The organism is Streptomyces sp. NPDC085944, assembly GCF_040686295.1.
In the GTDB taxonomy this organism is placed as follows: Bacteria; Actinomycetota; Actinomycetes; order Streptomycetales; family Streptomycetaceae; genus Streptomyces; species Streptomyces salinarius.
On record NZ_JBFBJX010000010.1, the window covers coordinates 65,243 to 90,526 of the forward strand.

The window sequence follows — 25,284 nt, forward strand, 5'->3', positions numbered from 1 at the left end:
CCCTTGCTCGCCAGAACCCATCAAGGAACTGGAGATACCCCAGCATGACGCAACCCACGCTCTCTCCGCAGCACGCGGCGCTGAGTCTCGCCGCGTCCGGCGTGCCGGTGCTGCCCCTGCGCCGGGGCAAGGTCCCGTTCGGCAACTGCCCCGCCTGCGCGGACAACGCGTGCGACGGCCGCCCGAACATGAAGGTGCCCGGCCCGTGCCGGTGCGCGGCCCCCTGCCACGGATGGGCCGCCGCCACCACCGATCCGGCCGTCATCGTCTCCCCGGCGTGGGCTGCTGCATGGCGGCAGGCGGTGTGCGTCGCCTACCACCCCGGCGGCGCCGGACTGACCGTCCTCGACCTCGACGACGCGGACGCCATCGCCTGGGCCCGTACCGCCCTGCCCGCCACCCGCATCGTGCCCACGACGCGCGGCGAACACTGGATCTACCGGGGCGCCATGCGGTCCCTGAACGCGGTACGGCCCGGTGTCGACATCAAGTCGACCATGGCATACGCCCGTTGGCTCGGACCCGGCACCGGCACCGCCGCCGCTCTCCCCGACGCGGTGCGCGCCCTGGCAGTAAAGGAGCCGTCCCCCGCCCTCCGGGCGCCTCAGGCGCTTCCAGGGCTCGTGAGGGGCGGGCAGGGGGAGTGTCCGCACCGTACGCCCGTCTTCCTGGAACGGGGCGTCGCGATGGCGGAGCAGCGCATCACGGAGGCGTCCAGCGCGGTTCACGCGACCGTGTACCGGACGTTCCTCGCGGTGCTGTCGAGGCACGGCCGGTGCGGCTGCCTCACCGACACCCACGTCGCCCGGCTGTTCACCGCCGCGCAGGCCAAGGGCGAGACGGCCCGGCACTGCACGGACGCGTGGACCAACGCCCTGACCGCTTTGGGGATGTGACCGTGTCCGAGGACGAGAAGACGCCGGGCCGCGAGGTCATCACCGAGTACGCGCAGTCCCATTTCCGCTACTTCCGCACCGTCGACGGCACCGTCTACGCCCAGCGCAACGGCCACCCCGTGGCCCGCCCCATCCGCTCCCAGGGCACCACAGGAAGCCACCGGCAGGAACTCATGGTGGGCCTGTTCAGGGACGGGGTCGGCGTTTTCAACGGCACTGCCTTGAAGGAGGCACTGGACTTGATCGAAGCACTCGCCCTCTCCCAGGACGTGCAGGCCACCCACATCCGCGTCGCCCCCGGGGCCGACGGGGCCACGTGGCTGGACCTCGGCCGCGACGACGGCCAGTCCGTGCGCATCCACCCCACCGGCTGGACCATCGCCGTCCCCGACCCCGCAGAGGTCTGCTGGCGGCGCACCCAGCTCACCGGCGAACTGCCCCTGCCCGCCACGGACACGGCCGGGCAGGGCATCGACGCCCTGCTGAGGCTGACCAACTTCGCCACCCCGGACACCGAATGCCTGGCGCTGGCCTGGCTCGTCGGCTGCCTGGAGCCGGGCGTTCCCGTCCCCGCGCCGTTCCTCACCGGCCCCCAGGGCGCCGGCAAGTCCACCGCGGGCCGCATGCTCGTGCGCATCATCGAGGGCATGACCGGGGACCTGCGCCGCGCCCCCAAGGACGAGGAAAGCCTGATCACCGCCGTGGCTGCAGGCTGGATCACCGCCCTGGACAACCTCTCCCACCTGGCCCCCGACCTGTCCGACCTCATGTGCTGCATCGTCACCGGAGCCGAGTCCATCAAGCGCGCCCTGTTCAGCGACGGCGACGTGTACCGCTCCCGCTACCGCCGCCCCCTCCTGCTGACCGGCATCGACGTCGGTGTCATCCGGCCCGACCTCGCCGAACGCCTCCTGCCGCTTCGTCTGGAACGGCCGACGGTGCGGCGCACCGAGGCGGAGCTGTGGGCCGACTTCACCGCCGCGCTGCCCGTCATCCTCGGCTCGCTCCTCGACCTCACCGTCAAGGTCCGGGCCGCAACCGCCCCCACGCCCACCGACCTGCGCATGGCCGACTTCGCCCACCTGTGCGCGCAGTTCGACACGGCCACCGGCCTCGCCTCCCTGCCCGCCTACCGGGCCAGCCTCGACGACCTCAACGACGACGTGATCGAGGGCGACCTGTTGGCACAGACCGTGCTGCACCACGCCGCCGGGCTCGAACCGGGCGCAGAGCAGCGCATGACCTCTTCGGAATGGCTGGACTGCCTCAGCCGCCTCCACAGCGGGGAGGACTGCCGCCCCCTGCCCAAGGGGTGGCCCACCACCGGCAAAGTCCTCTCCGACCGGCTCAAGCGCCTCCAGCCCACCTTCGCCGCCCGTGGCGTGGTCATCGACTGGGGACGCACCAGCGCCGCCCGCTACATCTCCATGACCCGGCCCGTGCCCGAGCCCCTGCACCAACAGGGCTCCCTGCACTGACACGGGCGCTCTCGGCCGCACCAACAGCAAGAGGAGCACCCGCCGCCCTGGTGCTCCTCTTGCTGTTCGGCGACAGCCGCCCAAGAACGCGCCGCGAAGCGGCTCCTTCTTCAACACCGCAGCCGCACACAACAGCAACCACCCCCTCTCTTTTGTCCTAAGAGAGAGCCCCTGCGTCACCGCGTCATCCGTCACCCCCATGACGGCCCCTGACCTGCGCGAACGAGCGTGACACAGACGCCCGAAACCTGCGTCACACCACGTCACCCGCGTCACGGCCGAGTGACACACGCACCCGGCCGTGACAGACACCCGACACCGCCGAGTCACGCAAACCCACAGGTCACAGGCCCGCATGACGCGTTTGACGCAGTGACGCAGAAATCCAGACCTCGGACACACGCAGCCATGCCCTCCCGCTTGGAGTCTTTATGGCAAAGCCGACCGACCTAGACCCCCGCGCCACTCTCCGGGGCGGCCTTCCGGACCGGTACCTCGACACCGACGACATCGCGGTGATCTTCAAGGTTCCGAAGGAAACCGTCTACCAGTGGCGTAAGAAGCGCATCGGCCCGCCCGGCTTCCGCATAGGCAAGTACGTCCGCTACGACCCCGCCGACGTACGTGCGTACGTCACCAGCTGCAAGAACATCGGCACCGCCGCCTGACCCGTCACCGCCGGACACAGCAGGGAGAGCCGCCGCCCGCGGCTCTCCCTGCTGCCTGTCGAGAGAGGACCGCCGCCGCATGGCAGGCCACATTCAAGACCGCTGGTACAAGACTGAGACCCGCTCCGACGGCAAGACCGCCCGCGTCAAGACCGACCGCCACGGGACCGGCATGCGCTACCGGGCCCGGTACGTCAGCCCTGACGGCACCGAGAAGTCGAAGAGCTTCCCAGATGGACAAAAGCGCGTCGCCGAGAAGTGGCTGGCCCAGATTGAGGCGGATATGTCACGCGGCCAGTACATCGACCCGCGCGCCGGGCGGCTCACAGTCCGGCAGCATGCCGATCGCTGGTTGGCGTCGCTCACTCAGGACCCTGGAACCTTCGTGGGTACCAAGCAGCGCATCCGCCTGCACGTCCTGCCGCACCTCGGCAGCCGATCGCTCGACTCGCTGAGGCCCGTCCACATTCGTGAGTGGCTGAGGAAACTTCAGGATGGCGGAGTTGCCCCCGCCTATCAGCGGGTGATTTTCGCGAACATGAACGCGATGCTGGGAGCGGCTGTCGATGATCGGCTGATCCCCGAAAATCCGTGCCGATCGTCATCCGTGAAGGCGCCAAAGCCCGAACTCCGGCGCCTCGTTCCGTGGTCCCGCGAGCGCGTGTTGGCGGTGCGTTCGGCGCTGCCCGGACGGTACCGGGCCATGGTGGACGTTGCCGGCGGGTGTGGCATGCGGCAGGGCGAAGTGCTCGGGCTGTCAGTTGAAGACGTGGATTTCGTCGAGGGCGTGATTCATGTCGTCCGGCAGGTAAAGCTCATCAACGGACGGCCGGTGTTCGCCCTGCCTAAGGGAGGCAAAACCCGCACGGTACCTCTGCCGGAATCGGTCGCTCGGGCCCTTGAAACTCACTCCGTGCAGCATCCGCCTGCTGCTGTGACGTTGCCGTGGCGGTCAGTCGATGGACCGCCCACCACGGCAACCGTCTTCTTCCCTAACGCCGAGAGACGGGCCGTGATCCGTACCGTCTTCAACACCAAGGCGTGGCAGCCCGCTCTCGACGCGGCCGGTGTGCCGCGCGGCCGTGAGAACGGCATGCACGCACTCAGGCACTTCTACGCGTCCGTTCTGCTGGACGCGGGAGAGAGCATCAAAGCCCTGTCGGAGTACCTGGGCCACCATGACCCAGGCTTCACCCTGCGCACCTACACGCACCTGATGCCGAGCAGTGAGAAGCGGACGCGGGAGGCGGTGAACCGGGCGTTCGAGGGCGACTCTCACCCTGATGACGGCCCCACGACGGCCCATGAGTCTGCGAAATGAGGGGAACGCGCAGGTCAAGCCGTAATCACGCTCAGTAGCGCTGGTTGAGATACCCGAGCAACTCGTCGTGGAGCCGGCCGTTCGACGCCGCCGCGTTGCCGCTGTGCGGGCCGGGGCGGCCGTCGAGGCCGGTGAAGGTGCCGCCGGCCTCCGTGACGATGATCGCGTTCGCCGCCATGTCCCAGAGGGAGAGCTCGGGTTCGGCGCAGATGTCGACCGAGCCCTCGGCGACCATCATGTACGGCCAGAAGTCGCCGTACGCGCGCGTGCGCCACACCTCGCGGGTCAGGTCGAGGAAGCCGTCGAGCCGGCCCTGCTCCTCCCAGCCGCTCAGCGAGGAGTACGCGAAGGAGGCGTCGGAGAGCGTGGAGACCTGGGAGACGTGGAGCCGGGAGGCGGAGGTCAGGCTGCGGCCGGTGAACGCGCCGTGGTCCTGCACCGCCCACCAGCGACGGCCGAGGGCGGGCGCCGAGACGAGACCGACGACCGGCTGGTAGCCGCCCTCCTTCGCCTCCATCAGCGCGATGAGGGTGGCCCAGACGGGGACGCCCCGCACGTAGTTCTTGGTGCCGTCGATCGGGTCGATGACCCAGCGGCGCGGGCCGGTGCCCGCCACGCCGAACTCCTCGCCGTGGACCGAGTCACGGGGGCGGGCCCGGGCGAGGTGACCGCGGATGAGTTCCTCGGCGGCCTTGTCCGCCTCGCTCACCGGGGTCATGTCCGGCTTCGTCTCGACCTTCAGGTCGAGGGCCTTGAAGCGGTCCATCGTCGCGGCGTCGGCGGCGTCGGCGAGTACGTGGGCGAGGCGGAGGTCGTCGAGGTAATCGGGCATGCCGTCACGCTATCTGTCCTGGGCGGGCCGGGGCCACCAGGGCTTTGGCGGGCGTGGCGGAGCGCGGGAAGGCGGTGCGGGGACCCCGCTCAGCGGGTGCGACAACCCTTGACAGTGCCCCCATACCCGTCAAATCTGGCAACGAGTCGCTCGGTATGACTGGCGGCAAGTCGCTCGGCCCGAGGGAGGCGAGGGTGCCTGCAGCCCGGGAGTCCCTGCTCGACGCAGCCCGTACGGCGTTGGCGCGCCGGCCGTGGTCCGCCGTGCGGATGGTGGACGTGGCCGCCTCCGCCGGGGTGTCCCGGCAGACGCTCTACAACGAGTTCGGCAGCAAGGAGGGCCTCGCCCGGGCGCTGGTGAGGCGCGAGGCCGACGGCTATCTCGCCGGAGTGGACCGGGCGCTGTCCGGGGCCGGTGACCCCTGCGAGCGGCTCGCCGCGACCGCCGAGTGGATGATGGCGGCGGCTCACGACAACGCCCTGGTCCGTGCCATGCTCACCGGTTGCTGGAGCGAGCGGCTGCCCTCGCCGGCCCTGACGGCGGTGCCCTCCTCCTCTGCCGTGCCGGCCCAGCGGCGGGCCGACGGTCCGCTGCCCTCGCCCGGCGACTTCGTGAGCCTCGTCCGCGACCGTGCCGTGGCCGTGCTCCACGCGGCGGGCCAGCCTCCGCCGCCGGACGTCGCCGAGCTGGCCCGTTCCTGCGAACTGGCCGTCCGGCTCGCCCTGTCCTGTGTCGCGGCGCCGCCGGCCCGGGGCGGGGTGACCGACCTGCTGCGCGCCGCCCTGCCTCCCCGGCCGACGGCGTAGCGGCGCTCGGCTCAGTGGGCCGAGCCCGACAGTTGCAGCCCGATCACACCGATGATGACGAGGCTGATCGAGACGATCTTCAGGGTCGAGACCAGGTCGCCGAGGAAGACCATGCCGTAGATGGCGGTGCCCGCCGCGCCGATGCCGGTCCACACCGCGTAGGCGGGACCGACGTCGAGCTTCTTGAGGGACATGGTCAGCAGGCCGAAACTGCCCAGCGCGAAGGCGCAGAAGGCGATGGTTGGCCAGAGCCGGGTGAATCCGTGCGACAGCTTCAGACAGACGGCGAAGCCGGTCTCGAGCACTCCGGCCACTATGACCAGCAGCCACGCCATGTCTCGTCCTCCCGTAGTCCCGTTACCGTGACCGCTGTGTCGATCGGTGTCGCTCAGATGTCGATCAGTGGCTTCGTCCGGCAAAGCCCCCGCCCGGCAAACGACTTCGCCGGGCAACGACTTCGCCGGGTTTTGCTCGGGCTTGGTTGCGGCTTGGTGCGATTATGCACTTACCGGCCGCACCGCATGGCAAACAACGCGGTGGTCAGTCGCCTTCCTTGCGTTCCCGTGTGGACAGCAGCCGGCGCAGGGAGTACAGCCGGGCCGGGTCGGCGTGCCCCTCGGCGACCCAGGCGTCCAGCGCGCAGTCGGGCTCGTCGTGACTGCACGCGCGCGGGCAGCCCTCGGTGCCCGGCACCAGGTCGGGGAAGGCGTTGATCACCCGGGACGGGTCGATGTGCGCCAGCCCGAACGACCGTACGCCCGGGGTGTCGACGACCCAGCCGCCCTCCGCCGAGGACAGCGGCAGGGCGAGCGCCGAGGTCGTGGTGTGCCGGCCGCGCCCCGTCACCGCGTTGACGTGCCCCGTCACCCGGCGGCGGTCCTCCGGCACCAGGGTGTTGACCAGGGTCGTCTTGCCGACGCCGGAGTGGCCGACGAAAGCGGTGATCTTCCCGTCCAGGTGCTCGCGCACGAGGTCCGCGGCCGCGCCGTTCTCCAGCTCCTCGCGGCTGGTGACGACGTATGGGATGTCCAAGGCGCCGTAGAGCTCCAGGAGTTCGTCCGGCGGTGCCAGGTCCGACTTGGTCATCACGAGCAGCGGGGTGAGGCCGCCGTCGAACGCCGCGACCAGGCAGCGGTCGATGAGGCGGGGGCGCGGCTCGGGATCGGCGAGGGCGGTGACGACGGCGAGCTGGTCGGCGTTGGCGACGACGACGCGCTCGTACGGGTCGTCGTCGTCCGCCGTACGGCGCAGTACCGAGGTGCGCTCCTCGATGCGGACGATGCGCGCGAGGGTGTCCTTCTTGCCGGACAGGTCGCCGACCAGGGCCACCCGGTCGCCGACCACCGCGGCCTTGCGGCCCAGCTCACGGGCCTTCATCGCCATGACGACCCGGTCCTCGACCAGGCAGGTCAGCCGGCCGCGGTCCACCGTCAGGACCAGGCCCGCCGCGGCGTCCTCGTGCTTGGGGCGGATGTGGGTGCGCGGCCGGTTGCCCTTGCGGTTCGGGCGGGTGCGGATGTCGTCCTCGTCGGTGTGCTTGCCGTAGCGGCGCATGGCGAACCGTCCCTACGCCCCGAGCATCCCGGTCCACAGGTCGGGGAAGTCGGGCAGGGTCTTGGCGGTGGTCGCCACGTTCTCGATCTGCACGCCCTCGACCGCGAGGCCGATGACGGCGCCGGCGGTGGCCATGCGGTGGTCCTCGTAGGTGTGGAACACGCCGCCGTGCAGTCGGCGCGGGCGGATGTGCAGGCCGTCGGCGGTCTCGGTGACGTCACCGCCGAGTTCGTTGATCTCCTTGGTGAGCGCGGCCAGCCGGTCCGTCTCGTGCAGCCGCAGGTGGGCCACGCCCCGCAGGGTCGAGGGGGAGTCCGCGAGGGCGGCGACGGCCGCGATGCCCGGAGTCAGCTCGCCGACCTCGCCGAGGTCGACGTCGATGCCGTGGACCGCGCCCGATCCGGTGAACACGAGCCCGAAGTCCGTCAGTTCGCAGGAGCCGCCCATCTCGGTGAAGATCTCGCGCAGCCGGTCCCCGGGTTGCGTGGTGCGGGACGGCCAGTCGGGGATCAGGACCTTGCCGCCGGTCACCAGGGCCGCCGCCAGGAACGGCTGGGCGTTGGACAGGTCCGGCTCGATCGTCAGGTCCCGGCCGAGCAGGGCGCCCGACGTGACCCGCCACACGTTCGGCTCGCCGCCGGACTCCGGGGTGTCGACCTGGGCGCCGACCGCGCGCAGCATGTCGACGGTCATCCGGATGTGCGGCATGGACGGCAGCGCGGAGCCGGTGTGGCGCACCTCGACGCCCTGGTTGAAGCGCGGCCCGGACAGCAGAAGGGCGCTGACGAACTGCGAGGAGGACGACGCGTCGATCTCGACCGGACCGCCCTCCAGGGCGCCGCCGCCCTGCACGGTCAGCGGCAGGCAACCCCGCCCGTCGTCGTCGATCCGGGCGCCCAGCACGCGCAGCGCGTCGATCACGCCGTGCAGCGGACGCTCGTACGAACGCGGGTCGCCGTCGAAGCGGACGGGACCGTCGACGAGCGTGGCGACCGGAGGCAGGAAGCGCATCACCGTGCCGGCGTTGCCGACGTCGACCGTGGCCGGGCCGCGCAGGCCCGCCGGGATGACCCGCCAGAACTCGCCGGTGCCGTCCGGACCGACGCCCTCCTCGATCTCGACGCCCATCGCGCGCAGCGCCTCGGCCATCAGCACGGTGTCGCGGGAGCGCAGCGGGCGGCGCAGCCAGCCGGGCTCGGAGGCGAGGGCGGCCAGCACCAGGGCGCGGTTGGTGACCGACTTGGACCCGGGCACGTGGACGGTCGCGTCGACGGCTCCGCTCGCGTGCGGGGCGGGCCAGAGGGCGGTGTGCGCGGGATTCACGGTCATGGGCCCCACTTTAATGGCTGGGGACGGCCGGAGATCTTGATCAAAAGCGGCGAAACCTGACCGAAACCACGACAGTGCACTTGCCGTGCATATATGCGGGTGCCGGGACGTTTCCTCTGCGGTCGCCGGGGGGCTTCCTCTCGGGCGCCACCGGAGGTTCACGCCTCACAGCTCCAGCAGCCAGCGTCCGCCGCCGATCAGCGAGCACAGCGACACCGCGTGGAAGAGGAAGAACCACACCCCCGCCGGCGCGTGTGTCAGCCGCGCCAGCTGGTCCGCGTCCGAGTCCCCGGCCCCGCCCCGCGCCCGCTTGGCCTGCAGCTCGAACGCCGGGCGCACCCCGCCGAGCAGCAGGAACCAGACCACCGCGTACGCGAACGCCGCCTGCACCTGCGGCCCGGCCAGCCAGGACACCAGGACGAACGTGCCGCCGGTGACCACCACCGTCAGCACCCCGTAGGCGTTGCGGACCATCACCAGCAGGGCCACGAGCAGCGCCGTCGCCAGCCACAGCAGCAGCGTGATGCGCCCCGCGGCCAGCAGCGCGGCGCCACCGAGCCCGAGCAGCGGGGGAGCGGTGTAGCCCGCGACGGCGGTGAGGATCATCCCGAGGCCGTGCGGCTTGCCCCGGCTCACGGTCAGGCCGCTGGTGTCCGAGTGCAGGGTGATCCCGGTCAGGGTGCGCCCGGTCAGCAGGGCCACCAGTCCGTGACCGCCCTCGTGGGCGATGGTGATCGCGTTGCGCGCTATCCGCCACGACCCGCGCGTCACGACGACGGCGAGCGCGGCCACCAGGGTCGCGATCACCACCCACAGGTCGGGATCGGGCTGGGTGCCGGAGACCTCGTCCCACAGGGAGGTGAGCGAGGCCGTCGCGAGGTGGTCCATGTTCGGGGAGGGCTCCTCGTACTAGCAGACTTGCGGGTGTGGCGCGCAGCGCCTCATCGAGGGGTGGTGGTCGGGAGACGGGTGGGCCTGGCAGTGTGGCACGTATGTGCGGACGGTATGCGGCGAGTCGTCGACCCGAGGATCTCGCGGGAATCTTCGAGATCGAGAAGTGGGAGCCCAAGGAGAGCTTGGAGCCCGACTACAACGTGGCCCCCACCAAGGAGGTCTACGCGGTCCTGGACCGTCCTCTGAAAGACGTCGAGGACCCGAAGCCGGTTCGCCAGCTTCGGAAGCTGAAGTGGGGCCTCGTCCCCTCCTGGTCCAAGACGCCCGAGGGCGGCGCCCGCATGATCAACGCCCGCGCGGAGACCGTCCACGAGAAGCCCTCCTACCGCCGTGCCTTCAGCACCCGGCGCTGCATCCTGCCCGCCGACGGCTACTACGAGTGGGTCACCGGCAAGCAGGAGCGGGACCTGGAGGTCGAAGGGCGCAAGAAGCGGCCCCGCAAGCAGCCGTACTTCGTCACGCCCGCCGACGGCTCCGTGTTCGCCATGGCCGGGCTCTACGAGTTCTGGCGGGACCGGACCCTTCCCGACGACCACCCGCAGGCCTGGTGGGTGACGTGCTCGGTGATCACCACCGAGGCCGAGACCGCGCCGCTCGCCGTCGCCCCGGCCGACGGCCCGCACGCCCTGGCCGACATCCACCCCCGGATGCCGCTGATGCTGACGCCGGACCGCTGGGACGACTGGCTCGACCCGGCGCGCACCGACCCCGACGAGCTGACCTCCCTCCTGGCGCCGCCGCCCACCGGTCTGATGCGTGCCTTCCCCGTCTCGACGGCCGTGAGCAACGTCCGCAACAACGGGCCGGAGCTGCTCAAGGAGCTGGAGGCACCGGAAGAGGGCACACTCTTCTGACGTGACCAGCGACCCCACCGCCACCACCGAAACCATCGACACCGAGGCCGGTTCCGCCCGCATCACCTGGCACCCGGCGAGGCGGCCCCGGCTCGTCCTCGCCGTGAGCCACGGCGCCGGCGGCGGCATCGAGGCGCGCGGCCTGCAAGCCCTGGCCGGCGCCCTGCCGGCCCACGGAGTGAGCGTCGCCCTCGTGGAGCAGCCCTGGCGGGTGGCCGGCAAGAAGCTGGCGCCCGCACCGAAGACCCTGGACAGCGGCTGGCGGGGCATCTGGCCCGCGCTCGCCGCGCCCGGCCTGCCGGTGATCTCGGGCGGCCGCAGCGCAGGAGCCAGGGTCGCCTGCCGCACCGCGGCCGAACTGGGCGCCCAGGCCGTGCTCGCCCTCGGCTTCCCCCTGCATCCGCCGGGCAGGCCGGAGAAGTCCCGCGCCGCCGAGCTGCTCGGGGCCGGGGTGCCCACCCTCGTCGTCCAGGGCGGCAACGACCCCTTCGGCAAGCCGGCGGAGTTCCCGGCGGCACCCGAGGGCGCCTACGACCTGGTCGGGGTGCCGTACGCGGACCACGGCTTCGCCGTGCCCAAGCGGGCGGAGATCAGCCAGGAACAGGCGCTGGAGCTGATCACCGACGGCGTCCTGAAGTGGACCCGCTCACTCGGCTGAACACCCGGGAATGACCGGCGGACGGCCGCTGTTGTGCGGTGCATACGTTGCTGAGAATCAGCACCGACGCCGTAGGAGAGGAAGTCCGCCGCATGGGTTCAGCCTTCTGCCCTCCCGTCTCCCACCACCACCCCGTGGACGGGCTGCGCCCGGAAGCGTCGGATTCGGGTCGCAGCAGCCGCGCCGACCTGGACTGGACCGTGCTGCATGCTGCCAAGACCGCCCCTATTCGGGCGGCGGGCGGACCGGATCGTCGTCTATCCTCCGATTCGAGTGAGACCGCTCTCGGTTTCACGACAACACTGGAGGAGGTGGGTCCGGTCACTGGGACCGACGCAGGGACCGAACACGGCCAGGCGGAGCAGCCCGAGGGCCGGGGTACGGGCGCGGAGTCGACCGCCGAGCGCAGTGCGCGCTTCGAGCGGGACGCGCTGGAGTTCCTCGACCAGATGTACTCGGCAGCGCTGCGCATGACGCGTAATCCGGCCGACGCCGAGGACCTGGTGCAGGAGACCTACGCCAAGGCGTACGCGTCCTTCCACCAGTTCCGCGAGGGCACCAACCTCAAGGCGTGGCTGTACCGCATCCTCACCAACACCTTCATCAACTCGTACCGCAAGAAGCAGCGCGAACCCCAGCGCAGCGCGGCCGAGGAGATCGAGGACTGGCAGCTCGCGCGTGCCGAGTCGCACATGTCGACGGGTCTGCGCTCCGCGGAGTCGCAGGCGCTCGACCACCTGCCCGACTCGGACGTGAAGCAGGCGCTCCAGGCGATCCCCGAGGAATTCCGTATCGCCGTGTATCTGGCGGACGTCGAGGGCTTTGCCTACAAGGAGATCGCGGACATCATGGGGACACCCATCGGTACGGTGATGTCCCGGCTGCACCGTGGACGCCGTCAGCTGCGCGGCATGCTGGAGGACTACGCCCGCGACCGCGGTCTGGTCCCCGCCGGCGCCGGAGAGTCGAACGAAGCGAAAGGCTCGGGGTCATGAGCTGCGGAGAGCCGCACGAGACGGATTGCAGCGAAATCCTCGATCATCTCTACGAGTTCCTCGACAAAGAGATGCCGGACTCGGACTGCGTGAAGTTCGAGCACCACTTCGAGGAGTGCTCGCCCTGCCTGGAGAAGTACGGGCTGGAGCAGGCCGTGAAGAAGCTGGTCAAGCGGTGCTGCGGCCAGGACGACGTGCCGGGTGACCTGCGCTCCAAGGTCATGGGACGGCTGGACCTGATCCGGTCCGGGCAGTCCGTGCCCGAGCACGACGTCACGGCCACACCTTCGGCACCGCAGGAGTCCTGAGCCGCCCTCAGCCGTTGCGAGTCCTTCGTACCTCACTCGTACGTGCTAATCCGCGGGTTATCTGCCCGCGACCTCCCCGTCGCCGCCCTAGGCTCCGAGCCTTACAGGCGTGGCCGGGGAGGGGCTCATGGACGCGGTACCCGCACGCGCGCGTGCGTACGTCGTTTGCGTCGCCCTCGTCGCCCTGCTCTGCCTGCGGCCCCTGCCGTCGGTGCGCGCGCCCTGGTGGGCGGTGCTGCTGCTGGCCGGGCTGTACGCGGGATCCGAGCTGGTCGCGCGGTCCCGCTTCGTGGGAACCTGCTACCCCGTCCTGCTCGCCGGTGCCTTCCTGCTGCCGCCGCCCGCCGCCGCGCTCGTGGCGCTGCCCGGGGCCCTGATGTCCCCGGTGCCCCGGCGGCCGTTCGGCCTGCGGCGCGTGTGGCGGGCCACGCAGCTGACCCTCGCCGTGTGGGCCGCCGCCTGCGTCCACTGGCGGCTCGGCGGCCGGGACGCGGTCGTGGAGCCCGCCTTCCCCTACGCCCTCGTGCCGGCCGGGGCCGCCGTCCTCGCGTTCTGCCTGGTGCTCACCGCCTTGGACGGCGGGATCCTCACCCTGGCCGACCGCGTGCCGCCGAGCCGGGCCTGGCGGGGTCTGTTCTCCCGGTCGCTCGCGCCGATCGCCGTGCACGGGCTCGCCGGGCTGATGATGGCGGTCCTGTGGCGCAGCCCGTACGGTCCGGTGGCCGCCCTGCTCGTGCTGCTGCCGATGTGCGTGGCGTGGTGGGCCTTCGCCCAGTACCACCGCGAGCGGGCCGCGCACCAGGCGACCATCCGGGCGCTGGTGCAGGCCGTCGACATCAAGGACGGGTACACCCGGGGCCACAGTGAACGCGTCGGCCAGGCCTCCATGATGATCGCCCGCGAGCTGGGCATGGACGACGAACGCGTCGAGACCCTCCGCTTCGCCGGCATCCTGCACGACGTGGGCAAGCTCGGCGTCCCCACCCGGCTGTTGCGCAAGGACGGGCCGCTGACGCCCGAGGAGCGGCGGGTGATCGAACTGCACCCCGAGTACGGGCACGAGATGGTGCGCGGCATCCGCTTCCTCGGAGAGGCCCGCGCCGCCGTCCTCCACCACCACGAACGGCTGGACGGCAGCGGCTACCCCTACGGACTGGCCGGTGACCGGATCCCCGAGTCGGCCCGGGTGGTGGCCGTGGCCGACGCCTTCGACGCGATGACCTCCACGCGCTCCTACAGCAGAGCCCGTCCCGTCGCGGTGGCGCTGGAGGAGCTCCAGCGGTGCGCCGGGGCGCAGTTCGATCCGCGGATGGTGCGGGCGCTGGTCCACGCCCTCGGCCGCCACGGCTGGCGCCCGTCGGTGACGGCGGACGGCACACCGGCCCGCGTCGATCCGGTGCCGGGCGGGGGCGGCAGCGCGCGGGACCGGGTCGGCAGGGGGGCGTCGTGAGGACGGCGGGGCCCTCGGCGGGCCTGCGCCGGTCCTGCCGCCCGTGCCGGGTCTGCCGCGTGCGACCTGTTGGGCGCCTTGGTGCGGTCCTTCGGCCGTGCTCTGCCGAGCGCTTCCGGGGGGCCTGCCGCCCGCGCCGGGTCTGGCGTCCGCGGCCCGTCCGGTGCCTCGGCCCGGTCCTGAGTCCGGGTCCTGCGGAGGGCGGCCGGCGTCCTGCGGACGGCCGCCGGCGGGCCCGCCGCCCCGAAGGCCGCCGTCCTGGCCGGGTCGGTCACCCGGGCCGCGCCCGTCGTACGCGTGCCGTCGGCCGTCTCCGGTGCGTTCGGCGGCCGGGGCGTGACCGGGGGACGGTGCCGGCCGCACACGGTCGGGGGCCGGGCCCGGCGGGCGCGGCGGCGCGGGACGTCCGTGTGCGCACGGGGCCCGCGGGCCGGCGGTTCCCGGCGACGGGGCGCGGGGTGCGCGCGGGTGGGGGTGTGCCGTGACGTCCTTCCGGCCACGGGTCACTTCCTCCTCCCCGCCGTCACCGCCGCGGCGGGGGCGCCCGGCCGCGTTCCCGGGGCCCGGGAGCGGAGGACAGCACCGTTCCCCGGCTCCGGCGGCGCTGCTCCTGGTACCCGGCTGCGCCGGGCTGGTCGCGCTCGGGTGTCTGGCCGCCGTGCTGGGCTCGGGGCCCGTGCAGCGGCCCGTGGCGCTCGCTTTCGGGGGCCTCGTCGCCCTCGGCGAGCTGACCCGGCGGACCGGCGCCGAGGCCCGGGAGGCGGCGCCGCTCGGGGCCGCGGGCGCGCTGGCGTACGCGCTGCTCGGGGACGTCGCCGGGCAGCCCGCGCACCACGGTGTGGCGCAGACCGTCACCGTCGTGCTCGCCGCCTCACTGCTGGGCAGCGTGCCCTACGTCGCCCGCGGCAGCGGTCCCGTCCTCGACCACCTGGCGCGGCGCGTACTCACCGTCGCGTTCGCCGCGGTGTGCTTCCGGCCGCTGTCCAACCAGGGCGTCCTCGACTACTGGAGCGGTCCCGCCTACGCGCTGCTCCTGATCGCGCTGCTCGCCCTGACCACGCTGTGCGACGCGGTGCTCGCCGCCGCGCCCGCGCACGCGCGCACCGGCTGGCCCTTCGGTCCCCTGCTGCGCGAAGAGCTGCGCGGCATGGTCGGGATCACCTCCGCGGTGTGCGCGACCGGCGCGGTGATGGCGCTCGCGGTGAGCGTCGCGGGACTGTGGGCGCTGCCCGTCTTCTCCGTGCCCCTGCTGCTCGCCCAGCTCTCCTACCGCCGGTACGCGGCCGTCCGGGCCACCTACCGGCAGACCATCGCCTCCCTGGCCCGCGCCACCGAGATCGCCGGGTACACCCCGGCCGGGCACGCCCGCCGCGTCGCCGGACTCGGGGTGGCCGTCGGGCGGGACCTGGGGCTTTCCGGGGCCGAGCTGACCGTGCTGGAGTACGCGGCCCTCATGCACGACATCGGCCAGCTGAGCCTGGTCGATCCGGTCCCGGCGGGCGCCACCGCGGACCTGCCCGTCACCGAACAGCGGCGGATCGCGCTGCTCGGCGGGGCCGTCGTCCGCCAGACCGGCGTCGACGCGGCGGTCGCGGTGGTGGTGGAGCGGCAGGCCGACCCGTGCCGGGAGCAGCCGGTCGCCGCGCGGATCGTCCGGGTCGTGAACGCCTACGAGGAGAAGGCGCGGGGTGCGGGCCCCGGCGGTGTGCTGACGGCGCTGGAGGAGCTGCGTCTGGCCACCGCGGGTGACTACGCTCCCGAAGTGGTGGAAGCGCTGGCCCGGGTCCTTTCCCGGGGCAGCCTTACCGAGCCCTCGGCTGGGTAACCCATGGGTAATGAGCGCCTCCGCAGCCGTACGTGGTTTGATGCCCGGGAGAGGGTGTCCGGGGGCGCGAAAGGCACAGCCAGCCCACTGAACGGAACTGGCAGGCGGGAATCGTGAGGATCTTCGGCAAGGCACGGCACCGGCCCTCCGCCTCCTGGCGGCAGGCCACCGACCGCGCGTTCACGCTGATCGGCGACGGTCGCTACGAGGACGCGGGCGCGCTGCTGACGCGGGCGGCGGACCTGGAGCCCTGGCTGTCGGAGTCCTGGTTCAACCTGGCTCTGCTGCACAAGTTCCGGCACGACTGGGAGCAGGCCAGGGCGGCCGGTCTGCGCGCCGTCGCGCTGCTCGACCGGGACGCCGGCGCCCCCGACTGGTGGAACGTCGGCATCGCCGCGACCGCCCTCCAGGACTGGCCGCTGGCCCGCCGGGCCTGGCAGGCCTACGGGCTGCGCACCCCGGGGGACGCCACGGACGCCGGTGAGCCGCTCGGCATGGACCTCGGCAGCGCGGCCGTGCGGCTCTCCCCGGAGGGCGAGGCCGAAGTGGTGTGGGGGCGGCGGCTCGATCCCGCCCGTGTCGAGGTGCTGTCCATCCCGCTGCCGTCCTCGGGCCGGCGCTGGGGCGAGGTCGTCCTGCACGACGGCGTGCCGCACGGGGAGCGGACGACCAGCGCCGGGCACTCCTATCCCGTCTTCGACGAGATCGAGCTGTGGGCGCCGTCGCCCGTGCCCACCTGGGTGGTCCTCCTGGAGGCCGCCACCGAGGCCGACCGCGACGCCCTGGAGCAGCTGGCCGCCGACGCCGGGTTCGCCGCCGAGGACTGGTCCTCCTCCGTCCGGCTGCTGTGCCGGATGTGCTCGGAGTCCCGGATGCCGTCCGACGAGGGCGAGGGCGAGCACCTGGACCCGCACGACCACAGTGAGCCGGGACACCCCGGGCCCCTCGGGCACCGCACCGACGGGCAGCTGTGGGTGCCGGAGCGGGAGTGCGGGGTGGCCGCGCCGGCGGGGCTGGTGAAGGGGCTGCTCGACGGGTGGGTGGCGGACAGTCCTGATTCCCGGGACTGGCGGGACCTGGAAGAGGTCTGCTGAGCGGCCCCGTAGTCTTTGTCAGGACACTCCAGCAGTAGTCGGCATCACCCTTGGTTGTACGAGGAAGGCATACGTCGGTCATGGCCCAGCAGGACACCGATCAGCAGCACCCTGGCGTGCTCCCCGTGGACGACGAGGGGTTCGTCGTCGACACCCAGGACTGCGAGGAGCGTGAGGCGGAGTGGCGCGGGCGCGGCACCTCGAGCCCCATCACGGTGGTCGGCAACCCGGTGCTCCACAAGGAGTGCGAGGACGTCACGGACTTCGGCGAGGAGTTCCAGCAGCTGGTGGCCGACATGTTCGCCAGCCAGCGCACCGCCGAGGGCGTCGGCCTGGCCGCCAACCAGATCGGCGTCTCCAAGAAGGTCTTCGTCTACGACTGCCCCGACGACGAGGGCGTCCGCCACGTCGGCGTCGTCTGCAACCCCAAGCTGGTCGAACTGCCCGCCGACCGCCGCCGCCTGGACGACAGCAACGAGGGCTGCCTGTCCGTGCCGACCGCCTACGCACCGCTCGCCCGCCCCGACTACGCCGAGGTGACCGGGCAGGACGAGAAGGGCAACCCGGTCAAGGTGCGCGGCACCGGGTACTTCGCCCGGTGTTTGCAGCACGAGACGGACCACCTGTACGGGTACCTGTACATCGACCGGCTCTCCAAGCGCGAACGCAAGGACGCGCTGCGGCAGATGGCCGAGAACGAGCCCCGCTACCCCGTGGTCGCGAACGACTGACACCGCCCCACCTGCCCCACATCTCCCTTGCGCGCGGCGCCTGTTCGGGTCTTCCCCGAGCGGGCGCCGTTCGTCTGTGCACGCGCATGGAAAGCCGCCACACAACAGGAGAATTCCGGCACCGGGGGGTAGTGAATGAAGCAAATCCGTTCCCAGAACGGTCACTTGTGGTGCTGAATGGGAAGTGCGGGGATACGCAACGGCGCACGCCCCGCTCAGGGAGAGGGGTGCGCCACCGGCGGCTGAGAGGGGTTTGTTCGTGCATGCTTTCTCACACGGCACCACAGCGACACCGACCGCGATCGCAGTACCGTCATCGCTTCGTCTTCCGGTGATCGAGGCGGCATTTCCCCGGCAACTGCACCCGTATTGGCCCAGGCTTCAGGAGGCCACCCGCGCCTGGCTGCTCGAAAAGCGGCTCATGCCGGCGGACAAGGTCGAGGAATATGCCGACGGCCTGTGCTACACGGACCTCATGGCGGGCTACTACCTGGGCGCCCCCGACGAGGTCATGCAGGCGATAGCGGACTACAGCGCGTGGTTCTTCGTCTGGGACGACCGGCACGACCGCGACATCGTCCACGGTCGTCCCGGCGCCTGGCGGCGGCTGCGCGCCCGGCTGCACACAGCACTCGACTCACCCGGTGACCACCTGCACCACGAGGACACCCTGGTGGCCGGGTTCGCCGACAGCGTGCGGCGGCTCTACGCCTTCCTGCCGGCCACCTGGAACGCCCGGTTCGCCCGGCACTTCCACGCGGTGATCGAGGCGTACGACCGGGAATTCCACAACCGCACCCGCGGAATCGTGCCCGGCGTCGAGGAGTACCTCGAACTGCGCCGGCTCACCTTCGCGCACTGGATCTGGACCGACCTGCTGGAGCCGAGCTCGGGCTGCGAACTCCCCGACTGCGTACGGAAACACCCGACATATCGCCGGGCGGCGCTGCTGAGTCAGGAATTCGCCGCCTGGTACAACGACCTCTGCTCGCTGCCGAAGGAAATAGCGGGAGACGAGGTCCACAATCTCGGCATCAGTCTCATCACCCATCATTCACTCACGCTCGAAGAAGCCATCGGAGAAGTCCGGCGACGCGTCGAGGAATGCATCACCGAATTCATTGCCGTGGAGCAGGACGCCTTACGGTTCGCCGACTCGCTCGCCGACGGAACCGTACGCGGAAAGGAACTGAGCGGCGCAGTGCGGGCCAACGTCGGCAATATGCGGAACTGGTTCAGTTCCGTCTACTGGTTCCACCACGAGTCCGGCCGGTACATGGTCGACAGCTGGGACGACCGGTCCACGCCCCCGTACGTCAACAACGAAGCGGCAGGTGAGAAATGACCGTCGAGTCCGTCAACCCCGAAACCCGCGCACCCGCGGTACCCGGAGCAACGGAGCTGCGCGAACCGCCCGTCGCGGGCGGCGGCGTGCCGCTGCTCGGCCACGGCTGGCGGCTGGCCCGCGACCCGCTGGCCTTCATGTCCCAGCTGCGCGACCACGGCGACATCGTGCGCATCAAGCTCGGCCCCAAGACCGTCTACGCGGTCACCAACCCGGAGCTGACCGGCGCCCTCGCCCTGAACCCCGACTACCACATCGCCGGCCCGCTGTGGGAGTCGCTGGAGGGGCTGCTCGGCAAGGAGGGCGTGGCCACCGCCAACGGCCCGCTCCACCGCCGCCAGCGGCGCACCATCCAGCCGGCCTTCCGGCTCGACGCCATCCCCGCCTACGGGCCGATCATGGAGGAGGAGGCGCACGCGCTCACCGAGCGCTGGCAGCCCGGACGGACCGTCGACGCGACCTCCGAGTCCTTCCGGGTCGCCGTGCGCGTCGCGGCGCGCTGCCTGCTGCGCGGGCAGTACATGGACGAGCGGGCCGAGCGGCTGTGCGTCGCGCTCGCCACCGTCTTCCGGGGCATGTACCGGCGCATGGTGGTCCCGCTCGGACCGCTGTACCGGCTGCCGCTTCCGGCCAACCGCCGATTCAACGACGCGTTGGCCGATCTGCATCGGGTGGTCGACGAGATCATCGCCGAGCGCCGTGCATCCGGTCAAAAGCCGGACGATTTGCTCACGGCATTGCTGGAGGCGAAGGACGACAATGGCGATCCGATCGGGGAACAGGAGATCCACGACCAGGTGGTCGCGATACTCACCCCCGGCAGTGAAACCATCGCGTCCACGATCATGTGGTTGCTCCAGGCACTTGCCGACCATCCGGAACATGCCGACCGCATACGCGACGAAGTCGAAGCGGTCACCGGCGGACGTCCCGTGGCATTCGAGGACGTCCGGAAGCTCAGGCACACCGGCAATGTCATCGTGGAGGCCATGCGTTTGCGCCCTGCCGTATGGGTATTGACGCGGCGCGCGGTGGCCGAGAGTGAACTCGGTGGCTATCGCATTCCGGCCGGTGCGGACATCATCTACAGTCCGTACGCAATCCAGCGCGATCCGAAGTCGTACGACGACAACCTGGAGTTCGACCCGGACCGCTGGCTCCCGGAACGAGCGAAGAATGTGCCGAAATACGCCATGAAGCCTTTCAGTGCGGGCAAGCGGAAGTGCCCCAGTGACCACTTCTCGATGGCCCAGCTCACGCTGATCACGGCCGCACTCGCCACGAAGTACCGCTTCGAGCAGGTGGCGGGATCCAACGACGCGGTACGCGTCGGCATCACGCTGCGCCCGCACGACCTGCTGGTCAGGCCGGTGGCGCGATGACGCGACCGGGACGGATCAGGCGGCGGCCTCCGGGCCCCGGAAGGCGCGCCGGTAGGCGTGCGGGGTGGTGCCCAGGGTCCGGACGAACTGGTGTCTCAGGGCCGCCGCGGTGCCGAAACCGGCGCGCCAGGCGATCGTGTCCATCGTCTCGTCCGTCGCTTCCAGCAACCGCTGGGCCAGCAGCACCCGCTGGCGCAGGATCCAGCGGTAGGGAGTCGTGCCCGTCTCCTGCTGGAAGCGGCGGGCGAAGGTGCGCGGGGACATGTGCGCCCGGGCCGCCAGCTGCTCGACGGTGACCTCCTCGTCGAGGTGCTGTTCCATCCAGGCCAGCACCTCGCCGACGGTGTCGCAGGAGGAGCGTGGCAGCGGCCGTTCGATGTACTGCGCCTGGCCGCCGTCCCGGTGCGGCGGCACCACCATGCGCCGGGCGATGCGGTTGGCGACCTCCGGCCCCTGCTCCTTGCGCACGATGTGCAGGCAGGCGTCGATGCCGGCGGCGGTCCCGGCGGAGGTGATCACCGGGTCCTCGTCGACGTAGAGCACGTCGGGCAGTACCCGCGCCCGCGGGTACTGCCGGGCCAGCTCGGCCGCGTGGTGCCAGTGCACCGCGCACCGCCGCCCGTCCAGCAGACCGGCGGCGCCCAGCACGAAGACGCCGGAGCACACGCTCAGCACGCGTGTGCCCCGGTCCGTCGCCCTGCGCAGGGCGTCCAGCAGCTCGGGCGGGTACTCCCGGCGGACGAAGTCGCTGCCCGCCGGGACCGCGATCAGGTCGGCCTCCTCCAGCCGCTCCAGACCGTACGGCGTGGAGACGGTCAGCCCGCCGACGTGGGTGCCCAGTGTGGGGCCCTCCGCGGAGACCACCGCGAAGTCGTACCCCGGCAGACCCTCGTCGCTCCGGTCGATGCCGAAGACCTCGCAGATCACGCCGAGTTCGAAGGGATGCGCACCGTCCAGCAGGACGGCCGCCACGTTCTGCAGCATGCTGCCAGTGTGCCTCGGTGGTGGCAGGAAATCGAGGTCTTACGGCAGTCCTGCCACTGACGGTAAGGAGTCTTCGGCGTGACAGTGGTGTCATGACCGGAAACCAGATGGAAGGCCTCGTCGGAATGCTCGCGACCTTCGGACTCCTCGTCCTGATGATCCTCCCCTCGGTGATCGGCATCGTGCGCGACCGGCGCATCGATCGCCGGATCAGGGAGGCCCAGGAGGGGGAGGCCGGGACCCGCCACGGGAAGGAGACCCAGAAGACTCAGAAGTCCTCGGACAGGTCGACCGTGCCCTCCACCGCCACCTGGTACGCCGAGGGGCGCCGCTCGAAGAAGTTGGTCAACTCCTGAACGCCCTGCAGCTCCATGAAGGAGAAGGGGTTCTCGGAGCCGTACACCGGGGCGAAGCCGAGCCGCGTCAGACGCTGATCGGCCACGCACTCCAGGTACTGCCGCATCGAGTCGGTGTTCATCCCCGGGAGGCCGTCGCCGCACAGGTCGCGCGCGAACTGCAGCTCGGCCTCGACGGCCTCCCGCAGCATGCCGGTGACCTGCTCCTGGAGCCGGTCGTCGAACAGCTCCGGCTCCTCCTTGCGCACGGTGTCGACGACGTCGAAGGCGAAGGACATGTGCATGGTCTCGTCCCGGAACACCCAGTTGGTGCCGGTGGCCAGACCGTGCAGCAGACCGCGGCTGCGGAACCAGTAGACGTAGGCGAAGGCACCGTAGAAGAACAGGCCCTCGATGCACGCGGCGAAGCAGACCAGGTTCAGCAGGAAACGGCGCCGGTCGGCTTGGCTCTCCAGCCGGTCGATCGACTCGACCGAGTCCATCCACGTGAAGCAGAACTCGGCCTTCTCCCGGATGGACGGGATGTTCTCCACGGCCGCGAAGGCGGCGGCCCGGTCGTCCGGGTCGGGCAGGTAGGTGTCCAGCAGAGTCAGGTAGAACTGGACGTGCACGGCCTCCTCGAAGAGCTGGCGGGACAGGTACAGCCGCGCCTCGGGGGAGTTGATGTGCTTGTACAGCGTCAGCACCAGGTTGTTCGCGACGATCGAGTCGCCGGTGGCGAAGAAGGCCACCAGCCGGCCGATCAGGTGCTGCTCCTCGGGGCTGAGCTTCGCCAGGTCGGCGACGTCCGAGTGGAGGTCGACCTCCTCGACGTGCCAGGTGTTCTTGATGGCGTCCCGGTAGCGCTCGTAGAAGTCGGGGTAGCGCATGGGACGCAGGGTCAGCTCGAAGCCCGGGTCGAGCAGGTTCTTCGTGGTCTCGTTCATTACTGGCAGGCCTCGCAGGACTCGGGGTTTTCCAGGGAGCAGGCGACCGCAGCGGGGTCCGCGGCGGCCTGCACGGGGACGGGGGCGGTGGCTCGGGACGCGGCGCGGGCGATCCGGGTCGCCGGGCGGGAGCGCAGGTAGTACGTGGTCTTCAGGCCCTGCTTCCAGGCGTAGGCGTACATCGAGGAGAGCTTGCCGATGGTCGGCGTCTCCAGGAAAAGGTTCAGCGACTGGGCCTGGTCGAGGTACGGGGTGCGGGCGGCCGCCATGTCGATCAGGCCGCGCTGCGGGATCTCCCAGGCGGTGCGGTACAGCGCGCGCACGTCCTCGGGGATCCAGGAGAAGCCCTGCACCGAGCCGTTCGCCTCGCGCAGCGCCTCACGGGTGCGGGCGTCCCACACGCCGAGCCGCTTGAGGTCGTCCACCAGGTAGGAGTTGACCTGAAGGAACTCGCCGGACAGCGTCTCGCGCTTGAACAGGTTGGAGACCTGCGGCTCGATGCACTCGTAGACACCGGCGATGGAGGCGATGGTCGCGGTCGGCGCGATGGCCAGGAGCAGGGAGTTGCGCAGCCCGGTCGTCGCCATGCGCTCGCGCAGCGCGGCCCAGCGCTCCGGCCAGGCGGGCGCCACGGCGTAGTGGTCCGGGTGCAGCACACCCCGGGCCGTGCGGGTCTTCTCCCAGGCCGGCAGCGGACCGTTCCGCTCGGCGAGGTCGGCGGAGGTCTCGTACGCGGCGAGCATGATCCGCTCGGCGATGCGGGTGGACAGGCTCTTCGCCTCGGGGGAGTCGAAGGGCAGGCGCAGCCGGAAGAAGACGTCCTGGAGGCCCATCGCGCCGAGGCCGACCGGGCGCCAGTGGGCGTTGGAGCGGCCCGCCTGCTCGGTCGGGTAGAAGTTGATGTCGACGACCCGGTCCAGGAACGTGACCGCGGTGCGCACGGTGGCGTCCAGGCGCTCCCAGTCCATGTCGCCCCCCGCGGGGTCGACGAAGGCGCCGAGGTTGACCGAGCCCAGGTTGCAGACCGCCGTCTCCCCGTCGTCGGTGACCTCCAGGATCTCCGTGCAGAGGTTGGAGGAGTGGACGACGTGACCGGGCGTCGCGGTCTGGTTCGCGGTGCGGTTGGCGGTGTCCTTGAAGGTCATCCAGCCGTTGCCGGTCTGCGCGAGGGTGCGCATCATGCGGCCGTACAGCTCGCGGGCGGGCAGCGTCCGGCGGGCGAGCCCGGCCTCCTCCGCCCTGCGGTAGGCGGCGTCGAACTCCTCGCCCCACAGGTCGGTCAGCTCCGGCACGTCGGCGGGGGAGAACAGCGACCAGGTCCCGTCCGCGTCCACGCGGCGCATGAACTCGTCCGGGATCCAGTGCGCGAGGTTCAGGTTGTGCGTCCGGCGGGCGTCCTCGCCGGTGTTGTCCCGCAGCTCCAGGAACTCCTCGACGTCCGCGTGCCAGGTCTCCAGGTAGACCGCCGCCGCGCCCTTGCGCCGGCCGCCCTGGTTCACGGCGGCCACCGAGGCGTCCAGCGTCTTCAGGAACGGGACGATGCCGTTGGAGTGCCCGTTGGTGCCGCGGATCAGCGAACCCCGGGCGCGGACGCGGGAGTAGGCGATGCCGATGCCGCCGGCGTGCTTGGACAGGCGGGCGACCTGGTGGAGGCGGTCGTAGAGGGAGTCCAGCTCGTCCTTGGGGGAGTCCAGGAGGTAGCAGGACGACATCTGGGCGTGCCGGGTGCCGGAGTTGAACAGGGTGGGGGAGGAGGGCAGGTAGTCCAGGCGGCTCATCAGGCCGTACAGGGCGGCGACCTCGTCCACGGACCGCGCGGTGTCGTCCTCGGCGAGTCCGGCGGCGACCCGGAGCAGGAAGTGCTGGGGCGTCTCGACGGCCTTGCGGGTGATCGGGTGGCGGAGCAGGTAGCGGCTGTACAGGGTGCGCAGTCCGAAGTAGCCGAAGCGGTCGTCGGCGTCCGGGTCGATCAGCGCGTCCAGGCGGTCCGCGTGCTGCCGTACGAAGGCGGCCGTGCGGTCGGCGATCAGGCCCTCGCGATGGCCGGTGGCGACCGAGTCGGTGAACGTCACGACGCCCTGGGAGGCGGCCTCGGCGCGGATGCCGATGGTCAGCAGCCGGGCGGCCAGCCGGGAGTAGACCGGGTCCTCGGAGATCAGGCCGGCGGCCGCCTCGGTGGCCAGCTCGCGCAGCTCGGCCTCGTCGGCGTGGGCGGACCGGCCGCGCAGCGCGGCGGCGGCCACCCGGCCGGGGTCGGCGCCGGGGAGGTCGGCGGTCAGCCCGGTCAGGGTCCGCAGCAGGGTGGCACCGGGTCCGTCGGGTTCCCCGGTGGTGGGGTCGTCGGACCCAGGGGCGGCCGGAGCCGTCACCGCTTTCGCTGAAGCCGGGTCCGCTGGCGCGATGGTCACGTGGAGCACTCCCTCGCTCGGCACGGGGCCTCAGGGAGGGCAGGGGGCAGCTCACGAGCGCGCACGGCGTCGCGTCCACCGGCCCACTCCACGAGGCCCGGACGTCATGGCACCCGGGCCAAGGCGGCCG

24 protein-coding genes are annotated in these 25,284 nt (G+C 71.3%); 16 read left to right on the forward strand and 8 right to left on the reverse strand.

Going from position 1 to position 25,284, the window contains the following annotated elements; all coding sequences use genetic code 11:
• The first annotated feature begins 44 nt into the window (after positions 1-44).
• From AB0P07_RS20760 to AB0P07_RS20775, 4 genes are all read left to right on the forward strand, one after another.
• Positions 45-896, forward strand: a complete 852-nt coding sequence (locus AB0P07_RS20760; protein WP_365552577.1) for a bifunctional DNA primase/polymerase — start codon at positions 45-47, stop codon at positions 894-896.
• Positions 897-898: 2 nt separating this feature from the next.
• Positions 899-2,374, forward strand: coding sequence for an ATP-binding protein (locus AB0P07_RS20765; protein WP_365552579.1), 1,476 nt, complete (start codon positions 899-901; stop codon positions 2,372-2,374).
• A 431-nt stretch (positions 2,375-2,805) separates the two neighbouring features.
• The gene (locus tag AB0P07_RS20770) at positions 2,806-3,042 is read left to right on the forward strand and encodes a helix-turn-helix domain-containing protein (RefSeq protein ID WP_365552581.1); all 237 of its coding nucleotides are present in this window, start codon (positions 2,806-2,808) and stop codon (positions 3,040-3,042) included.
• A gap of 79 nt (positions 3,043-3,121) precedes the next feature.
• On the forward strand, positions 3,122-4,363 hold the full coding sequence (locus AB0P07_RS20775) for a site-specific integrase (protein ID WP_365552583.1): 1,242 nt from the start codon (positions 3,122-3,124) through the stop codon (positions 4,361-4,363).
• Between the two features lie 31 nt (positions 4,364-4,394).
• Here AB0P07_RS20775 and hisN read toward each other — a convergent pair whose 3' ends face one another.
• Positions 4,395-5,195 carry a histidinol-phosphatase gene (gene hisN, locus AB0P07_RS20780; RefSeq protein WP_125628920.1) on the reverse strand — a complete coding sequence of 267 codons (801 nt, stop codon included), beginning with the start codon at positions 5,193-5,195 and terminating at the stop codon, positions 4,395-4,397.
• Positions 5,196-5,389: 194 nt separating this feature from the next.
• Here hisN and AB0P07_RS20785 point away from each other — a divergent pair, with 194 nt between their 5' ends.
• Positions 5,390-6,001, forward strand: a complete 612-nt coding sequence (locus tag AB0P07_RS20785; RefSeq protein WP_365552586.1) for a TetR/AcrR family transcriptional regulator — start codon at positions 5,390-5,392, stop codon at positions 5,999-6,001.
• A gap of 11 nt (positions 6,002-6,012) precedes the next feature.
• Here AB0P07_RS20785 and AB0P07_RS20790 read toward each other — a convergent pair whose 3' ends face one another.
• From AB0P07_RS20790 to AB0P07_RS20805, 4 genes are all read right to left on the reverse strand, one after another.
• Positions 6,013-6,336: a multidrug efflux SMR transporter gene (locus AB0P07_RS20790; protein ID WP_030400671.1), complete on the reverse strand. Its 324-nt coding sequence runs from the start codon at positions 6,334-6,336 to the stop codon at positions 6,013-6,015.
• Between the two features lie 205 nt (positions 6,337-6,541).
• The gene (rsgA, locus tag AB0P07_RS20795) at positions 6,542-7,555 is read right to left on the reverse strand and encodes a ribosome small subunit-dependent GTPase A (RefSeq protein WP_365552587.1); all 1,014 of its coding nucleotides are present in this window, start codon (positions 7,553-7,555) and stop codon (positions 6,542-6,544) included.
• 12 nt (positions 7,556-7,567) lie between these two features.
• Entirely contained in the window at positions 7,568-8,884 is a 1,317-nt protein-coding gene (aroA, locus tag AB0P07_RS20800; protein WP_365552589.1) for a 3-phosphoshikimate 1-carboxyvinyltransferase, read from the reverse strand.
• Between the two features lie 165 nt (positions 8,885-9,049).
• Complete coding sequence (locus tag AB0P07_RS20805) at positions 9,050-9,772, reverse strand: M50 family metallopeptidase (protein WP_125628917.1); 723 nt, start codon at positions 9,770-9,772, stop codon at positions 9,050-9,052.
• Positions 9,773-9,876: 104 nt separating this feature from the next.
• Between AB0P07_RS20805 and AB0P07_RS20810 the strand changes: the two genes are divergently transcribed.
• The 10 genes from AB0P07_RS20810 to AB0P07_RS20855 all read left to right on the forward strand — a co-directional run bounded on the left by AB0P07_RS20810 (position 9,877) and on the right by AB0P07_RS20855 (position 20,480).
• The gene (locus tag AB0P07_RS20810; protein WP_102928306.1) at positions 9,877-10,692 is read left to right on the forward strand and encodes an SOS response-associated peptidase; all 816 of its coding nucleotides are present in this window, start codon (positions 9,877-9,879) and stop codon (positions 10,690-10,692) included.
• 1 nt (position 10,693) lies between these two features.
• Positions 10,694-11,350 carry an alpha/beta family hydrolase gene (locus tag AB0P07_RS20815; protein WP_365552591.1) on the forward strand — a complete coding sequence of 219 codons (657 nt, stop codon included), beginning with the start codon at positions 10,694-10,696 and terminating at the stop codon, positions 11,348-11,350.
• 311 nt (positions 11,351-11,661) lie between these two features.
• Positions 11,662-12,345, forward strand: a complete 684-nt coding sequence (sigR, locus tag AB0P07_RS20820) for an RNA polymerase sigma factor SigR (RefSeq protein ID WP_003973756.1) — start codon at positions 11,662-11,664, stop codon at positions 12,343-12,345.
• Entirely contained in the window at positions 12,342-12,653 is a 312-nt protein-coding gene (rsrA, locus tag AB0P07_RS20825) for a mycothiol system anti-sigma-R factor (RefSeq protein WP_102928303.1), read from the forward strand. The genes sigR and rsrA overlap by 4 nt, the downstream gene beginning before the upstream one ends.
• A 127-nt stretch (positions 12,654-12,780) precedes the next feature.
• Positions 12,781-14,103: an HD-GYP domain-containing protein gene (locus tag AB0P07_RS20830; RefSeq protein ID WP_365552593.1), complete on the forward strand. Its 1,323-nt coding sequence runs from the start codon at positions 12,781-12,783 to the stop codon at positions 14,101-14,103.
• Between the two features lie 610 nt (positions 14,104-14,713).
• Positions 14,714-15,928, forward strand: a complete 1,215-nt coding sequence (locus AB0P07_RS20835; protein ID WP_365552924.1) for a metal-dependent phosphohydrolase — start codon at positions 14,714-14,716, stop codon at positions 15,926-15,928.
• A gap of 113 nt (positions 15,929-16,041) precedes the next feature.
• Positions 16,042-17,022 carry a hypothetical protein gene (locus AB0P07_RS20840; protein WP_102930966.1) on the forward strand — a complete coding sequence of 327 codons (981 nt, stop codon included), beginning with the start codon at positions 16,042-16,044 and terminating at the stop codon, positions 17,020-17,022.
• A gap of 80 nt (positions 17,023-17,102) precedes the next feature.
• Positions 17,103-17,753 (forward strand): peptide deformylase, encoded by a 651-nt coding sequence (gene def / locus AB0P07_RS20845; RefSeq protein WP_365552595.1) that lies wholly within the window; start codon positions 17,103-17,105, stop codon positions 17,751-17,753.
• A 259-nt stretch (positions 17,754-18,012) separates the two neighbouring features.
• A complete protein-coding gene (cyc1, locus tag AB0P07_RS20850) occupies positions 18,013-19,098 on the forward strand; it encodes an epi-isozizaene synthase (protein WP_365552926.1) in 1,086 nt (361 codons plus the stop codon).
• Entirely contained in the window at positions 19,095-20,480 is a 1,386-nt protein-coding gene (locus AB0P07_RS20855) for a cytochrome P450 (RefSeq protein WP_365552597.1), read from the forward strand. The genes cyc1 and AB0P07_RS20855 overlap by 4 nt, the downstream gene beginning before the upstream one ends.
• Positions 20,481-20,495: 15 nt before the next feature.
• On the opposite strand, the gene AB0P07_RS20860 is transcribed toward AB0P07_RS20855, so the two are convergent.
• Positions 20,496-21,464 carry a helix-turn-helix domain-containing protein gene (locus tag AB0P07_RS20860; protein ID WP_365552599.1) on the reverse strand — a complete coding sequence of 323 codons (969 nt, stop codon included), beginning with the start codon at positions 21,462-21,464 and terminating at the stop codon, positions 20,496-20,498.
• Between the two features lie 92 nt (positions 21,465-21,556).
• Between AB0P07_RS20860 and AB0P07_RS20865 the strand changes: the two genes are divergently transcribed.
• Entirely contained in the window at positions 21,557-21,820 is a 264-nt protein-coding gene (locus AB0P07_RS20865; protein WP_365552601.1) for a hypothetical protein, read from the forward strand.
• Here the strand turns inward: AB0P07_RS20865 and AB0P07_RS20870 are convergent.
• Positions 21,733-22,746 (reverse strand): ribonucleotide-diphosphate reductase subunit beta, encoded by a 1,014-nt coding sequence (locus AB0P07_RS20870; RefSeq protein WP_365552603.1) that lies wholly within the window; start codon positions 22,744-22,746, stop codon positions 21,733-21,735. The genes AB0P07_RS20865 and AB0P07_RS20870 overlap by 88 nt on opposite strands.
• Positions 22,746-25,154, reverse strand: coding sequence for a ribonucleoside-diphosphate reductase subunit alpha (locus AB0P07_RS20875; RefSeq protein WP_365552605.1), 2,409 nt, complete (start codon positions 25,152-25,154; stop codon positions 22,746-22,748). Before AB0P07_RS20875 ends, AB0P07_RS20870 begins: the two co-directional genes overlap by 1 nt.
• Positions 25,155-25,284 lie beyond the last annotated feature (130 nt).

Bases quoted from the DNA above. Each gene is read 5' to 3' on its own strand.
- def (WP_365552595.1), top strand. From the start codon at position 17,103: ATGGCCCAGCAGGACACCGATCAGCAGCACCCTGGCGTGCTCCCCGTG.
- AB0P07_RS20855 (WP_365552597.1), top strand. From the start codon at position 19,095: ATGACCGTCGAGTCCGTCAACCCCGAAACCCGCGCACCCGCGGTACCC.
- AB0P07_RS20790 (WP_030400671.1), bottom strand. From the start codon at position 6,336: ATGGCGTGGCTGCTGGTCATAGTGGCCGGAGTGCTCGAGACCGGCTTC.
- rsgA (WP_365552587.1), bottom strand. From the start codon at position 7,555: ATGCGCCGCTACGGCAAGCACACCGACGAGGACGACATCCGCACCCGC.
- AB0P07_RS20775 (WP_365552583.1), top strand. From the start codon at position 3,122: ATGGCAGGCCACATTCAAGACCGCTGGTACAAGACTGAGACCCGCTCC.
- AB0P07_RS20870 (WP_365552603.1), bottom strand. From the start codon at position 22,746: ATGAACGAGACCACGAAGAACCTGCTCGACCCGGGCTTCGAGCTGACC.
- aroA (WP_365552589.1), bottom strand. From the start codon at position 8,884: ATGACCGTGAATCCCGCGCACACCGCCCTCTGGCCCGCCCCGCACGCG.
- hisN (WP_125628920.1), bottom strand. From the start codon at position 5,195: ATGCCCGATTACCTCGACGACCTCCGCCTCGCCCACGTACTCGCCGAC.
- AB0P07_RS20865 (WP_365552601.1), top strand. From the start codon at position 21,557: ATGACCGGAAACCAGATGGAAGGCCTCGTCGGAATGCTCGCGACCTTC.
- AB0P07_RS20760 (WP_365552577.1), top strand. From the start codon at position 45: ATGACGCAACCCACGCTCTCTCCGCAGCACGCGGCGCTGAGTCTCGCC.
- rsrA (WP_102928303.1), top strand. From the start codon at position 12,342: ATGAGCTGCGGAGAGCCGCACGAGACGGATTGCAGCGAAATCCTCGAT.
- AB0P07_RS20830 (WP_365552593.1), top strand. From the start codon at position 12,781: ATGGACGCGGTACCCGCACGCGCGCGTGCGTACGTCGTTTGCGTCGCC.
- AB0P07_RS20805 (WP_125628917.1), bottom strand. From the start codon at position 9,772: ATGGACCACCTCGCGACGGCCTCGCTCACCTCCCTGTGGGACGAGGTC.
- AB0P07_RS20860 (WP_365552599.1), bottom strand. From the start codon at position 21,464: ATGCTGCAGAACGTGGCGGCCGTCCTGCTGGACGGTGCGCATCCCTTC.
- AB0P07_RS20770 (WP_365552581.1), top strand. From the start codon at position 2,806: ATGGCAAAGCCGACCGACCTAGACCCCCGCGCCACTCTCCGGGGCGGC.
- AB0P07_RS20810 (WP_102928306.1), top strand. From the start codon at position 9,877: ATGTGCGGACGGTATGCGGCGAGTCGTCGACCCGAGGATCTCGCGGGA.